At 49.7% G+C, this 14,104-nt stretch carries 9 protein-coding genes; 4 read left to right on the top strand and 5 right to left on the bottom strand.

Annotation, left to right across the window (positions count from 1 at the left end):
• Positions 1 to 7: 7 nt before the first annotated feature.
• Together CLV60_RS20040 and nagA are read left to right on the top strand one after the other, a co-directional pair.
• A complete protein-coding gene (locus tag CLV60_RS20040) occupies positions 8 to 571 on the top strand; it encodes a pentapeptide repeat-containing protein (protein WP_106597136.1) in 564 nt (187 codons plus the stop codon).
• Positions 572 to 630: 59 nt separating this feature from the next.
• On the top strand, positions 631 to 1,740 hold the full coding sequence (nagA, locus tag CLV60_RS20035) for an N-acetylglucosamine-6-phosphate deacetylase (protein ID WP_106597135.1): 1,110 nt from the start codon (positions 631 to 633) through the stop codon (positions 1,738 to 1,740).
• A gap of 3 nt (positions 1,741 to 1,743) precedes the next feature.
• On the opposite strand, the gene CLV60_RS20030 is transcribed toward nagA, so the two are convergent.
• On the bottom strand, positions 1,744 to 3,942 hold the full coding sequence (locus tag CLV60_RS20030) for a B12-binding domain-containing radical SAM protein (protein ID WP_106597203.1): 2,199 nt from the start codon (positions 3,940 to 3,942) through the stop codon (positions 1,744 to 1,746).
• A gap of 93 nt (positions 3,943 to 4,035) precedes the next feature.
• Here CLV60_RS20030 and CLV60_RS20025 point away from each other — a divergent pair, with 93 nt between their 5' ends.
• A complete protein-coding gene (locus tag CLV60_RS20025; RefSeq protein ID WP_106597134.1) occupies positions 4,036 to 4,809 on the top strand; it encodes a Fic family protein in 774 nt (257 codons plus the stop codon).
• A 716-nt stretch (positions 4,810 to 5,525) separates the two neighbouring features.
• Here CLV60_RS20025 and CLV60_RS20015 read toward each other — a convergent pair.
• Complete coding sequence (locus tag CLV60_RS20015) at positions 5,526 to 6,776, bottom strand: serine hydrolase domain-containing protein (protein WP_106597132.1); 1,251 nt, start codon at positions 6,774 to 6,776, stop codon at positions 5,526 to 5,528.
• Between the two features lie 96 nt (positions 6,777 to 6,872).
• Between CLV60_RS20015 and CLV60_RS20010 the strand changes: the two genes are divergently transcribed.
• On the top strand, positions 6,873 to 8,276 hold the full coding sequence (locus CLV60_RS20010; RefSeq protein WP_106597131.1) for a purple acid phosphatase family protein: 1,404 nt from the start codon (positions 6,873 to 6,875) through the stop codon (positions 8,274 to 8,276).
• 98 nt (positions 8,277 to 8,374) lie between these two features.
• On the opposite strand, the gene CLV60_RS20005 is transcribed toward CLV60_RS20010, so the two are convergent.
• The 3 genes from CLV60_RS20005 to CLV60_RS19995 are packed head-to-tail and all read right to left on the bottom strand — an operon-like array spanning position 8,375 to position 14,061.
• Positions 8,375 to 11,359 (bottom strand): glycosyl hydrolase family 28-related protein, encoded by a 2,985-nt coding sequence (locus tag CLV60_RS20005; RefSeq protein WP_106597130.1) that lies wholly within the window; start codon positions 11,357 to 11,359, stop codon positions 8,375 to 8,377.
• Between the two features lie 6 nt (positions 11,360 to 11,365).
• A complete protein-coding gene (locus CLV60_RS20000; RefSeq protein WP_106597129.1) occupies positions 11,366 to 12,142 on the bottom strand; it encodes a ThuA domain-containing protein in 777 nt (258 codons plus the stop codon).
• 47 nt (positions 12,143 to 12,189) lie between these two features.
• Complete coding sequence (locus CLV60_RS19995) at positions 12,190 to 14,061, bottom strand: CocE/NonD family hydrolase (RefSeq protein ID WP_106597128.1); 1,872 nt, start codon at positions 14,059 to 14,061, stop codon at positions 12,190 to 12,192.
• Positions 14,062 to 14,104 lie beyond the last annotated feature (43 nt).

Here is a 14,104-nt window from a genome sequence, read left to right as displayed (position 1 = left end):
TGGCTCAATGCGTAATACCCGCAATTTCGACACGATTGAAAATAAAGATTTTAACATTGAGCCATTACTGGAAAGCAGCTATGAGCAGGTCCGGTTTGTACAATGCAACATCCCGGACCTGGCCGGCATCGACTTTATCGACTGCGTGTTCGAGGAGTGCAACCTGAGCAATGCGTCCGTAAAAAATTGTAAAATTTCCGATATCGAGTTCGTTAGCTGCAAGCTCACCGGCGTCAACTTTTCGGAGGCTAAAGACTTTGCATTTGCGGCCGTTTTCGAAAACTGCATCCTCGATTATGCCATATTCGAGCGCAAGAAGCTGAACAAAACCGTTTTCAACAGCTGCAAAATCCACAACGCCGATTTTACCCAAACCGACCTGTCCAAATGCAAAGTGCATAACTGCGACTTCTGGGATGCGGTTTTCGACGGTACCAACCTGAGCGGCGTCGATTTTTCGACCAGCAAAAACTTCACGATCGACCCAACGGCCAACAATATCCGCAAGGCGAAATTCAGCTCATCGGACCTTGCCGGACTTTTGACCAAGTTTGACATAATTATCAAATAGTGCTTTGACCGGCTCTGCGTTTTTTGTTTCTTGGCCGCTTCTAAACCAAGCCTTTGATTATGTCCACCCAATTCTTTGCAGAGAAAGTTTTTACGGGAAAAGAACTCCTATTTAACCAGATTATCGTTGTCGAAAATGGCCGTATCCGCAGCGTAGAAAGCGGTACACCCAAAACCGGCATGCCACAGGTTACCAACCTCGCTCCCGGGCTTTTCGACAGCCACATCAACGGCGGCGAGCAGTTCTATTTCACAGAGCGCGCCGACGAGGAAACGATCGACGACATTTACCAGGCCAGCGTGAAAACAGGCGCAGCTTACGTGCTCCCAACCCTGATTACCTCGCCGCACGATAATATCCTGAAAGGCATTGAAGCTACCCGCAGCTACATGGCCAAAAATCCGGATTCCGGTGTTTTGGGAATGCATTTGGAGGGGCCATTTCTGAATCCTATCAAACGTGGGGCGCATTTGGCGGCATTCGTACGTAAACCGACAAATGCAGAACTGGAAGAAATTATCCGTTACGGCAAAGGCGTGATCAGCCTGATCACCATCGCGCCGGAGATGTTCACGGAAGATCAGCTGCAAATGCTGCTCGCATCAGGCATCACCGTTTCCGCAGGACATTCCAATGCGACTTACGCCGAGGCCATGACCGCGTTCGACCAGGGCATTCAGCTGGTGACACATTTGTACAATGCCATGTCCACATTCGGCCATCGCGCTCCCGGCCTTGTAGGCGCTACTTTCGACACCGAATCCGTTTACGCACCGGTGATTATCGACGGTACCCATTGCGATTTCGGTGCGGCAAGCGTGGCTTACAAAATCAAGCGCGACAAGCTCTTCCTGATTTCCGATGCATTGTTTTTAGGGCAGAAAGTCACCCAGTTCAAATGGGGAGAATTTGACGCAAGCCTGAAAGACGGGAAGTATATCAACTCGGATGGCAACCTCGCGGGTGCTACCATTTCACTTGGCGATGCGGTACGCAACGCAGTAGAGATCATTGGAATACCGGTTCAGGAGGCGATTGAAATGGCGACCATTCGTCCGGCCACCGCATTAGGGATTCAGGACAAGATCGGCAGCATTGCACCAGGTTACCCTGCCGTTTTCACCACGTTTGACGACAATCTCGAAACTTTCGAGATACTGCGCTACTAAGTATTACAACACCAGCATACCGCCATTCTTCAACTCCTGCCACGTGCGGGAGTTGAGAAATGTTTCAAAAGAGCCTATTTTGGCTGATTCAAAATCATTTTTAAACTGTTCGAATGCGTATGCCTCCGGATTGGCGATCAGTAGTCTGGGCAGCATTTCAGTCAGCCACTCTCCTACTTCAACCTCCGCTTCCACTGCCCATTCCTTCTTTTTGTTATAAAAAACGAGTTCGGCTATTTCTACGACCTTCTTGCCTCTTTTCTCTTCAAAAACGGCCATTTCAGGCAAACTGCCCGTCCAAACGATCACGGCATTCGGCCGTGCGGCGAGTTCCGTCGGTTCGTGAATGCTTTTTTCCAGATAATTGGGAGGAATAGAGGTCGGCGGCGTCTTGAAATCGAACCATTTGGACAATGGAAAATCGAGGCATACGCCGTGCATATAATTGAAAAGCGACTTGCGCAAACCTTCGGCAAATCGATCATGATCAGCGCCCAGCGGGTCATCGTGTTCGAGATCATTATTCGCAAATGTGCCTGTATGAGGCCCTAGCCGCATAACATCGAACTCCTCGGGGTGCAATCCCACTGGGCTATGCGCCGTCATGGCAAACCGATGCCAGAAGCCCGACTGCACAATGCCCAGCCGAAACATTTGCCGCACCATTTCCAGCGAATCGATCGTCTCCTGCGCTGTTTGCGTCGGGAATCCGTACATCAGGTACGCGTGCACCATAATGCCCGCCTGCGTAAATGCATCTGCCACGCGCGCTACCTGCGCTACGGTGACGCCCTTCTTCATACGGTCGAGCAGGCGGTCGGAAGCCACTTCGAGGCCCCCGGAAATAGCAATGCAGCCGGAGGCTTTCAGCAGCACGCAAAGATCGTGTGTAAAGTTCTTCTCGAATCGGATATTGGTCCACCACACGACAGTTAGTTTCCGGCGGATAATTTCCAGCGCCAGATCGCGCAGCAATGCGGGTGGCGCGGCTTCATCTACAAAATGGAAGCCATTCTGCTGCGTCTGTGCGATGATTTCTTCAATGCGATCACAAAGCAATGAGGCTGTCATCGGCTCGTACCGACGAATATAATCGAGCGAAATATCGCAGAAAGAGCATTTACCCCAATAGCAGCCGTGTGCGAGCGTTAGTTTGTTCCAGCGGCCGTCGCTCCAAAGGCGGTGCATCGGGTTCACGATCTCAATCACCGATAGGTAATCGTGCAAGGGCAAATCGCTGTAATCCGGCGTGCCGGTTTCGCGTTGCGGCACATCCTTTTCCTTGGCGCCGTTGTGGTACACCACTTTTCCATCGACCCGCGAATACACGCGTTTCAGGCTGGGCAGGTCGCGTTCCCCATCCAGGTAATCCAATAATGATTGCAGCGGTGCCTCGCCGTCGTCCAGACAAACAAAATCGATATAGTTGAAAACCCTCGGCTCTTCCAGCGAACGCAATTCCGTATTGGCAAAGCCCCCACCCATCACGATTTTGATGTGCGGGTAATGCGTTTTCAAATACTGCCCGCATTTGAACCCGCCATATAAATTACCCGGAAAAGGCACGGAAATGCAGACAATATCGGGTTGGTACCGCTTCACTTTTTGTTCCAAAACGTCTTTTAGCGTCTGCGAAAGCAAAGTATCCGGCGCCTCGAGTGCTGCTTCCATTTCATCGAAACTCGTTGCGGAACGGCCGAGGCGCTCGGCATACCGGCTGAAACCGAAATGCGGGTCGACCGCTTCCTGGATCAGATCGCCAAGGTCTTCGAGGTACAATGTCGCCAGGTGGCGAGCCTTGTCGTGGATACCCATCGTCCCGAAGGCCCAATCGAGGTCTTCGAGCTGCTGGAAACGGCTCGCCTCCGGCAAATAGGTACGATCGCAAATGCTATGGGCGAGCGTGGGATTGCTGTTTTTAAGAAAACGGATCACCGGATCAATCGTCGAAATGTACTCATCCCGCAATGCGTAAATGCGGAAACTATTGTCAGTCAGCTCGATATCGGATGCTTCCAGCATTGCAAAAAGCTTTTTCAGCCCTTTGGACGAAAACAATTCCAGGATCACATCTATTCCCAGATCGGCCTGATACGACTCCCTTCCCAAAGTATTCAAAAACCCTTTGAGGTAAGCGGTAGCAGGATAAGGCGTATTGAGCTGGGTAAATGGCGGGGTAACCAGGAGTGTCTTCTTTTTCACGGATGCACGTTTTCTTCGGTGCAAAGGTAGGGGTTTTGGATTTGAAAGAATACTGGTAACTTGGTTGGTTGGCCAACCTGCGCCGCTTTGCCTATGAAGATCCTGTCCGATGCTTTACTGGAAAGTTACCGAAACCAAGCCGGGATCGGCATTCAAGCCGCATTACAACGGCTGGATGAAACATTTGTCAGGTCCGACTCTTTTAACTTTTACACTTCCGTTGCCGTCATTACATCCTCCAAAATCGAGGGTGAACCGATGGAGATCGACAGTTACATCAAACATAAAATACAGCAGGTAGAATACCTCCCGGAGCTTACCCAAAAGCCCAACGACCTTTTCCGCGCTTACATTTATGCGAAAGAAAACAGACTGACCAGCAGTCATTTTGCACAAGCCCATCGACTTCTTACCGAACACTTGCTATCGGAACATTCTCGCGGCTTTTACAGGCAAAACCCCATGGTGGTGATGGAACACAAAACCGGCCGCATTCAGTTTGAAGCAGCGCCGGCCCATTTGGTACAGGAGGAAATGAGAAAGCTGTGGGAAGATATCGGCTTGCTCCTGCGGAGTGAGCTCTCATTGGAAGAAACCTTCTATTATGCGGCCTTCATCCATCTCGTATTTGTTTGCATCCATCCTTTCAACGACGGCAACGGCCGAGCGGGAAGACTGCTGGAAAAGTGGTTTCTCTCAGACAAATTAGGCCCCGCGGCCTGGTACATCCAATCGGAACAGCATTACTACAAGCACGTAAAGGAATATTATCTAAATCTGAACCGGCTCGGCATTTTCTATGAGCAGTTGGATTTCACAAAAGCAGAGCCATTTTTGATGATGCTGCCAAAAGCGTTGGATAATTGAGGCGTGTTCTTTGAGAAGTTAGTTCGCAGGTGAGCTGTGTGTGTATTTAGATTTACGTCTAAAAATATTCACACATACTATACATGCCCCCTCGCTATTATCTTGACACGTCTGTGTTCGGAGGTGTTTTTGACTCCGAATTTACCTATGAAACCAGCGTTCTATTTGAGCAGATAGAAACAGGTTATATCAAATGTGTTTATTCTGCGCTCGCCGAGACCGAATTGAAAAGAGCCCCCGAGAGAGTTAGGGTATTCTTTCAAAATCTCCGTTCGGATAATCTCGAAAAAGTCGATGTCAACCAAGCCGTCTTACAATTGGCGAGGAGATATATTGACGAGAATGTTGTGGGTATCACAAGTTTTGACGATTGCATTCACATCGCTCTGGCTACGTTTTATCAAGTGGATATGCTGATCAGTTGGAACTTCAAGCATATTGTAAATCCCGTTCGAATTCCCGGTTATAATTCGGTAAATTTACAATTAGGCTACAAAGTCATCGAAATACGTTCACCGAGAGACATTTTGCACGCATGAAAACCAAAGAACCCAAAATCAAAGAGTTTGATACGGTGAAGACCTTTCGCAGAATCAAAACCAGGATTTCGCAGGAAATCAAGGATATGAATTTGGAACAGTTACAGAAATATTTGGAAGACCATCGGCTCAGGCCAAAAGCTTAAAGTCAATACCCTAACCGAGAAACCCACTGAATCAATGCGGCTCCGGGTGTTCCAGGTACCCGTGAAAATCAACCTGCCGCATGCGCTTGCCCCTGCCGGGATCCTTGTATTTTGAAAATGCCCAGAGCACGTACGAAGTAATGTCCTGATAAAATTCCGAGCGGATCGGGAACAGGCCATCGCCGTTACGCAATGCGTTGGTGAAGAGAACTACGGTAATATCCTCCGGACAATGCATCCATACGCTCCTGAAACCCTTCGGATTGGCAATCCCGATTCCCGAATACCACCAGCCGTCGTGGTAGCTGAATTTCCCCTCGGGCATTGAGGCGCTGTAACTACCTAAGCCATTGTTTACGATCTCGTCACGGATGTCCTGTGTAATGACGGTATTGTTCTCAGGCGAGAAAAGCGCGGCATACAGCTTTACACCCTGGTTGGCTGTAAGATAAATACCATAACCGCCGGTAGTAGAGCTGAAATCGCCGGGATCGAAACCGTACTCGCCCGAATAAGGGAAGTCGTAACCAAAAGTGGGTGTGGGCAAACCATTCGAAAAGGGCTCATTCAAAACAATTCCCGCCTTTTCGAAAATATTTTTCTGGATATATTCCTCGTATCCGTTCAATGCAGCTACGGCATCTTCATTGTCGCTACCCGTCATTTTCAACCCGTTGATCATTGGTATCAACACCCTGAAAAGCCCGAAGTTGGCATTCTGATAACAGCTCGAACCGTGGTTTTCCTTTTTAATACCATTTTCGATAAGCAATTTCAAACCGTACCAGACATTCTCGGCGAATGCACCATTCCTGCAACTTTCGGTCATGCCTGTGATCCCGCTCGTATGCGTGAGCAGGTCCTTGAACGTAATGAGTTCTATATTAGGACCTTTCACCCAGGTCTTGGGGAGGTAATCGATGATTTTATCGGTTGTTTTAATCCCCTTTTGTTTCGCCAGTTTGAGAAAAGCAGCCGAAGTAATGGTCTTCGTCATGCTGGCAATCTGCATTTTGGTATCGGGCGTTATGGCCTTGTTTTCCTGTATCTCCGTATTTCTGGCATAAAAACCGCCCACTCCCGTGCCGATCAGCTGGTCTTTTTGATACACCGCAAAACTGTATCCGAATCCCTTTCCTTTCAACGAATCGTCGAGGATTTCAACAAACTTCTTGGCGGATTCTTCCTCTGTTACCGGATCAGGATCTTTATCTTTTTTACAGGCAATGACAGTCGCAATAAAAAGAAGGGAGGTATAAATCAGTCGTAAATGTGGCTTCATGACGTGCAATATTATCAAAATGTAAAATGAAGATAGCAACTAGTCCGATTGCTTTCCAAACGGGTATTATTGTGACCAAAATCGCCATAATTCAACATGCAATCTTTCAGTCATTTATATGCCAAATTCCTTTTTGCGGGAATTCTACTAACAGCCGGCACTGCGCCCGGTTACGCACAACAAAATAAAACATATCCGCCTTCCTCCTTCCCCGATCGTATCATATTGGGCTACAAGGGAAATCCGGCAATATCCCAGGCCGTCAACTGGCGTACCGATTCGACCGTGACGACCGCCATTGCCGCCATCCACGAAGCTGACCCGTCGCCCGACTTCCCGTCCAAGGCGCGTACTGTGCAAGCCGCTACGCACCAGGTTGTGATCGACGGCAAAACGATCCACTATCACGAAGCGAATTTCGGGGACCTGAAACCTGCCACACAGTACGTATACCGCGTTGGCGATGGAAAGGCGTGGAGTGAATGGTTCCATTTCAAAACGGCGTCCGACAAGCCGGAACCGGTTTCGTTCCTCTATTTCGGCGACGCGCAGAACGACATTCGTTCGCTATGGTCGCGGGCGGTGCGGGGGGCGTTCGCGAATATGCCCAAAGCCAATCTGATGATCCACGCGGGCGACCTCATCAACAATTCCAATGCGGATTACCAATGGGGCGAATGGTTTGAGGCGGGCGGCTGGATCAATGGCATGGTGCCTAACCTGGCCACTCCCGGCAACCACGAATATTACCGTGACGAAAAACGTAACCTCTTCGTTTCAAAGCATTGGAAACCGCAGTTTGCATTGCCTGAAAACGGTCCGCAAGGCCTTTCAGAAACCGCATACTATGTAGATTATCAGGGTGTACGCTTTATTTCACTCGATTCGCAGGCTGCGATCCTCGATTCGACGACCATGAAAAAGCAGGCGGGCTGGTTCGAACAGGTTACGATCAATAATCCGAACCGCTGGACGATCGTGGTGCATCACCACCCTATTTACTCCACCAAAAATGGCCGCGATAACGACGAATGGCGGGATACTATGGAGCCATTGTACAAAAAGCATAAGGTGGATATTGTCTTGCAAGGTCACGATCATACTTACGGACGCGGGTTGAATATCCCGGTCGGCCAGAGCCGTAAGAAACCCGACGGACCCATTTACGTAGTATCCGTAAGCGGCCCGAAAATGTATGACATCGGCCTCCAAAACTGGATGGACCGCGCGGCTTCTAATACGCAACTATATCAGGCCATTACAGTTGATCAGAACAAACTTGCCTTCAAAGCATTTACCGTCAACGGCGATTTGTACGACGCATTTGATTTGAATAAGGATAAAAATGGCGTCAACACATTGGTGGAGCTTTCTAATACTTTAAAAATGCAAGAGCGGCTCGATCTGCCCGAGCATTATATGAAAACTTTCAAGGAAGAAGAGTTGAAAGAATATAACCAGCGTTATCAGGAATATAAGAAACGCAAAGGAATTAAGTAACCGAGAAAAAGGCTTGTATCAAGGATCACACTTCATTGTCACGCTGAGAGTACGGGGCCGCTCGGCGTGACAACTTGATACAACCTTTTTCTTGATTTCTATTTCAGTTTAACTGCATACAATGCATTACGGCCGGTAATGAAAAGTGTGTCGCCCGCTACCGTCACCGTGGAAGGTCGTTCCGGCGTTTCGATCATATTAATTTCCTTACCGGAAGGATCGAATACATACACCTGCCCATCCGCAACATAAACATTACCCTGGCTGTCCACCGCTGAGCTGAATTCTCCCTTTTCGGCAAACAATTGCGGTTCCGACAGATATCCCTGCGGCCCCACTTTGAACCGCACGGTCCTTTTCAAATACTCGTCGGCGCCGTAAACCACTTTTCCAGGATAACCCTCTACCAATGCATTCGAACGAGCCAGGTCGTATACTACCGGCACGATCGTCACGCCATCCGGTGCAAGCCAGCATTCTTTGAACTGATTGGTACTTACTTTCAGGAAATCGCCCGAATCGCGGCGGCGGTTGGATGGATTCAGCGTTTTGGCAATGCCTGTAACCTTTTCCAATGGCACTTTTTGAAGCAAATGCATGGATTCTTCGGGTTGCTCAGGATTCATAGCATACACCAATATTCCGAAACCACTGTTGCCCCAACCGCTGAACGAAGTTCCCGCAGCATCCGGCGGATTCGGGAACGTCTCTGGTTGGCCCTTGTTCAGGTAACCCGGCTTGGGGGCATATTTGAATACCACGATCAGATTATCCTTCGTATCGACGCCCAGCGATAGCGGCTCCCAGGGGAAATCAGCGACGAGGCTCAATGCATTCGTTTGTGCCGACCATTTGTAAATCCGCCGCGCCCGCGATTCGCTGAAATACACGTTACCCTTGCTATCGTGACAAAGACCATCCGCAAATTCGAAGCCTTTTGCCAGTTGAACGGCTTTCCCGACCTGTAAATCAATCCCACGCGGTTTCGGGTTATCGATCACCAACCGGTTAAACTCCCAAGGTCGCACTTCGATGTCCGAATTCACATCATACAGCGGCACTGTCGATGGGTACTTGGTCTGACTGTAATTATGCACATTCAGAAATTCCAGCTTCCGGTTGTTCCACGAGCGGATCGAGTGTGGATAAGGCGTGCTTACGCGTATCACCCGGAACATATACAGGTTCGCAAACAGCATATTATCACACGATTCGATTTCCAGCGGCTGGCAACCTGAACTTTCTTTGCTTTCCTCTTCGAGCTGCAAGGCGTAGACCTTCCAGTTGGATACATTTTTGAACCGCACTTCATTCCGCACATGGTGCTCTACCGACATCGCATACACGCGCCCAGGCGCAGACGTGTTCGATACGTATGTACCTGCGGATGCGAAGGTATTCGCGGTCCAGATGTTCTTAAATGTGCCACCGCCGCCATTAGTTATCCAAAGGCTCCAATATTGGGTATCCCAATGCTGCTCGTTGCCTACATGCGATGCGTTATTCAAAACCTCCTGCCCAGGACGTTTCCGGGCGATATTACCGTGGCCGCCCAGAAATTTCACGTCATTTACATAGGAATCGGCACCTGCCATCCACTTCAAACCCACCGCGCGGGTATTGCTCGCTGCGGTCGAAATACCGATGCCGGTGAGGATATTGCTCCCGCCTTTCGACGATTCCACCATCGGCTTCGGCGGCCCGAAACTGCCGAATGCTTCGGTGTTATCGTGCAAAATGAATTGAGTAGAAACCGGATTAAGACCTATTAATACCGACTTTTCCTTCAATTTCAGGGTTTCGGTAATGCGGTACCAGCCTTGCGGAACGTAGATCGCCTCGTGCTGGTCGATGGCCGCCTGAATGGCTTTGGTATCATCGGTAACGCCGTCACCTTTCGCGCCCAATGCTTTGAGGTTTACCCACGTGTTGATATCAGGAAATGCCGGAATGTCCTTCACCGCTGGTGCGGATTCCGTTTTAAGCACCTCGATGTTTTGGGTAGTGGTGTGCACCGGCTTCGCATCGATGGCAGCCATTTGCAAACCGTGGTTCAGGCTTTTTACCCGATACATTTCGCCTTGCCCCGCAATTTGCTTTCCACTTACGCGGAAATGGGCGAGTACAGGCACTTTTTTGCAATCGACATTTCTTAAACTGATCTGGGTATACGCATTGTTTTCATTGCTGATCACCAATGCCGGGCCGCTCACATTCTCAAAGCGGCAGTCCTCCATGAACAGCTTTTCATAGAAATTCGGATTGATTTCCAACACCGTAGGCACATTCTTAACCGTCATTCGAACGATCGTCAGCCCCGACTCCTGCGAACGAATCGCCGCTTTCCGCTGGCCTTCGAAGTACGTATCGACCATCATAAACTGCCAACCGGGCGACGGCTTAAAGGTGTAGATACCATAATCTCCCCCGAAAAAGCGTACATCTTCCATTTCATTCCCCACGTCGAACATCCCCGCCTTACCGGTGCCCGCGTGGATATCCACGTGCGAGATAAAGCTGTGCTGCGCGAAATGCGTCCGCAATGCCACCGCCGACGGGTTACCCTGCCCGATTCGCAGATCTACGTTCGACATCGCGCTGTAAAAAGTACTCGCACCGGCATCCGGGATCGGCTGACCGTCTTTCGGAATCGAGGATGTAAACCAGAACATGTATTTCGCATTGCCCTTGTCCTGCGGGTATTCCTCCTGAAAACCGAGCGCATTGTCGGCCAGAACGATCAGCGGTCGCTTTTTTCCATAACCGATCACTCGCACGGCTGTGGGAATGTAGATCGTCTTGCTGATCTTATACGTGCCCTCGGGAATGAACACGATCCCGAAATTGTAATTCGTTTTCACCTCATTGATAGCCCGTTGCAGCTCATCCGAGACGTCTGTTTTCCCATCATTCGTGATTTTGAAATTTTGAGGGGTGAAATAGGTTGCGTCCTCGTCGTTCAGCCGCGCCTGGTAAAACGACTTGCTTTCGGGCACCGGGTTAACCTTCGGCTTTTTCTTTTGCGCAAAGCCGGTTTGCTGCGCCAAAACCATCAGCGCAAGCATTAAAATTCTGTTCAGCATATCCGTCTATTTTTGCGAAGCCCAGAGAATGGCGTTTTTGAAAATGGTTTTGTACGCGGCGCTCTCGAACAGCACCGGCGAATGGCCCATGAAAATGTACACATTCTTCGCCTTCTTTTTCGGGTTCGACCACACGACGGGGTGATCACCCATTTTGATCTTCGAATCGGGCTGGTAGGTAGATTCGTCGACGCTTGCGATTACATCCACATTTGCACGAGGACTTTTGTCGTAGATATACCATTCCTCTTTCTGCACCCGGAATGTAGCCGGCACACCTTTCATAATCGGATGCTTCCCATTTTCGACTTTCACCGTCGCAGCTGCAAAATCGGCGATGTAGTTTTTGTAGCGGATACCGCCCATAAAATCCGAAAACCACGGCCAGATTTTATAGCCATCGAACTCGCCCAGCAAAGTGGCATGGTGAAACCCGATCCAACCGCCCTTGCCTTCGTCAATGTATTTCTCAAATGCGGCAGCCGCCTCCGGCTTCCATGCGTAAGGCACATAGTCGAGCTGGATAATGAGTTGATATTTTGCCAGGAAGGCTTCATTAATCGGATCCGTTTTATCAATATAATCAATACTGAAATGCTCTTTGGCCGCCAGCGAATCCAGCCACGGACGGGCGGCCTTCGAATACGCGATGTGGTGACCGCCGGGTTCGGCCATCGCCAGAACGCGAAACCTGGGCTTTGGCTGAGCCCAGGCAGCCGTCGCGCCGGCCACAAGCCATAGCACGACGCAACAAACCGGGATTTTCCGGAATACATTTTTCATTGGATTTAGGATTAAGGGATTTAGGATTTAAAGGTGTTATCTTACTATCAGCGCATGACCGGCAAAGTAATGCTGCTGGGATGATCTGCGTCGTGATGGATCGAAATCCGCGATTTCTGAAAATCCGATTCGGATGCCTCAAATATATTCATGAATTTCTGCGGATTACGGTCCACCAACGGAAACCAGCTGCTCTGTATTTGCACCATCACACGGTGGCCTTTTCTGAATGTGTGCGCTACTTCGTTCAGCTTCACTGTTACCTTTTCGATCTTGCCTTTCACAAAAGGCTCCGGTTTTGAAAAGCTGTTCCGGAACTTTCCGCGAAGTACTTCCGCCCGCACCATTTGCTGGTAACCGTCCATTACTACCGGCTTTCCACCCTCCTGAGCGCCCGGCATCGTCGCCCCTGCCGGCCAGACATCGATTACCTTCACAATGAAATCTGCATCTGAGCCAGTCATAGAAACCATCAGATTTGCCACGATTTCGCCGGTCAGAGTCAAGTCCTCCGTCAAAGTATCGGTTTGGAAACTGACCACATCAGGGCGACGGGATGCAAACCGTTGGTCTTCGGCCATGTATTCGTTATTTCGATGTCCGCTGATCACATTCGTGTAAGGAACCGGTTTGGCGGGGTCGCTTTCGTAGGTAGTCGAACTCGGCTCCGATAGCAGTTTTGCCACAGCCATTCCACCGTTTTTGGCAAAATAATAGGTCGTCGGCTGAACGTTGATCGGAGGCCATTCCTGGTAATGCTTCCATTGGTTAGAGCCAGTCTCAAAAACCGTTACCTCCGACTGCTCAAATGCACCTTTACCTTTGAGATAAAAATTGAAAAACTTAGTCTCGATTTCTTGCTGATAATACTTGTTCACATCCGCTCCGAACTGATATTGCGCAAAACCTTTCCACGCAGGCGCGGCCCAGCCCCCGTGCGTCCACGGGCCCATTACGAGGCGATTATTGTTCCCCGGGCTTTGCTTTTCAATCGCCGCGTAGGTTTTCAATGCGCCATACAAATCCTCTGCATCAAACCAGCCTCCTACCACGAGTACCGCAGGTTTAATATTCTTCAAATGCTTTTTGATATTCCGCGACTGCCAGAATTCGTCATACACCGGATGCGCGGTGGTCTGCCGCCAGATACTGTTCGGATCGGCGAAATAGGGAGCGGCATTGCTCTTTTTCAGTGGGCCGAAATCGAGGAAGTACTTGTAGGCATCGTTGTACTGCGCATTGAAATGACTCTGGTAATTGGTACCGTCCTTGCTCTTCGGGCCGTCGAAACCACTGTAAAAACCGAAATTATCCATCAGGAAGAATGCCCCATTATGATAGCAATCGTCGCCGATGAATTCGTCGGACATGGGCGCCTGCGGGGAAACGGCGGCCATGGCAGGGTGCGCATTCGGTAATCCGGCAGAAGAATAGTAGCCGGGAAACGAAATACCCCATTGTCCTACCTTGCCGTTGTTTTTGGTGTTTTTTATCAACCATTCGACGGTGTCGTACGTGTCGCTCGACTCGTCTACATCCTTGTTGCTCTTTTTGTGCTCGATCGCCGGCGTCATTTCACGGAAATTGCCTTCGCTTTTATAGCGGCCGCGCGCATCCTGGTACACAAAAATGTATTTCTCACGCATGAGGTACCCGTTAGGCCCGAGCGATCGGCGGTAATTATGCTCTCCATAAGGCCGCACCGAATACGGCGTGCGCTGCATGATGATCGGGTAAGTCTGCGAATCGTCTTTGGGAGTGTAAATGGCCGTGAAGAGTTTCACGCCATCCCGCATGGTAATGTATTGCTCTGTTTTGGTGTAGTTGGCTTTGACCCAGCTGGTGTCGGGCGCCGAATTTTGGCCCACGGCCGCCCATGATAAAAAGCATAACAAATAGAGCAATACATTTCTCTTCATGACTGTTTGGTTTTGTTTGGATTAGTAAATTCAAAAATACGTA

Source organism: Dyadobacter jiangsuensis, assembly GCF_003014695.1.
In the GTDB taxonomy this organism is placed as follows: domain Bacteria; phylum Bacteroidota; class Bacteroidia; order Cytophagales; family Spirosomataceae; genus Dyadobacter; species Dyadobacter jiangsuensis.
The sequence above is the reverse complement of the archived record's forward strand: the minus strand, read 5'-3'. Positions and strand labels throughout refer to the sequence as shown.

Bases quoted from the DNA above. Each gene is read 5' to 3' on its own strand.
- nagA (WP_106597135.1), top strand. From the start codon at position 631: ATGTCCACCCAATTCTTTGCAGAGAAAGTTTTTACGGGAAAAGAACTC.
- CLV60_RS20000 (WP_106597129.1), bottom strand. From the start codon at position 12,142: ATGAAAAATGTATTCCGGAAAATCCCGGTTTGTTGCGTCGTGCTATGG.
- CLV60_RS20010 (WP_106597131.1), top strand. From the start codon at position 6,873: ATGCAATCTTTCAGTCATTTATATGCCAAATTCCTTTTTGCGGGAATT.
- CLV60_RS20040 (WP_106597136.1), top strand. From the start codon at position 8: ATGCGTAATACCCGCAATTTCGACACGATTGAAAATAAAGATTTTAAC.
- CLV60_RS19995 (WP_106597128.1), bottom strand. From the start codon at position 14,061: ATGAAGAGAAATGTATTGCTCTATTTGTTATGCTTTTTATCATGGGCG.
- CLV60_RS20025 (WP_106597134.1), top strand. From the start codon at position 4,036: ATGAAGATCCTGTCCGATGCTTTACTGGAAAGTTACCGAAACCAAGCC.
- CLV60_RS20015 (WP_106597132.1), bottom strand. From the start codon at position 6,776: ATGAAGCCACATTTACGACTGATTTATACCTCCCTTCTTTTTATTGCG.
- CLV60_RS20005 (WP_106597130.1), bottom strand. From the start codon at position 11,359: ATGCTGAACAGAATTTTAATGCTTGCGCTGATGGTTTTGGCGCAGCAA.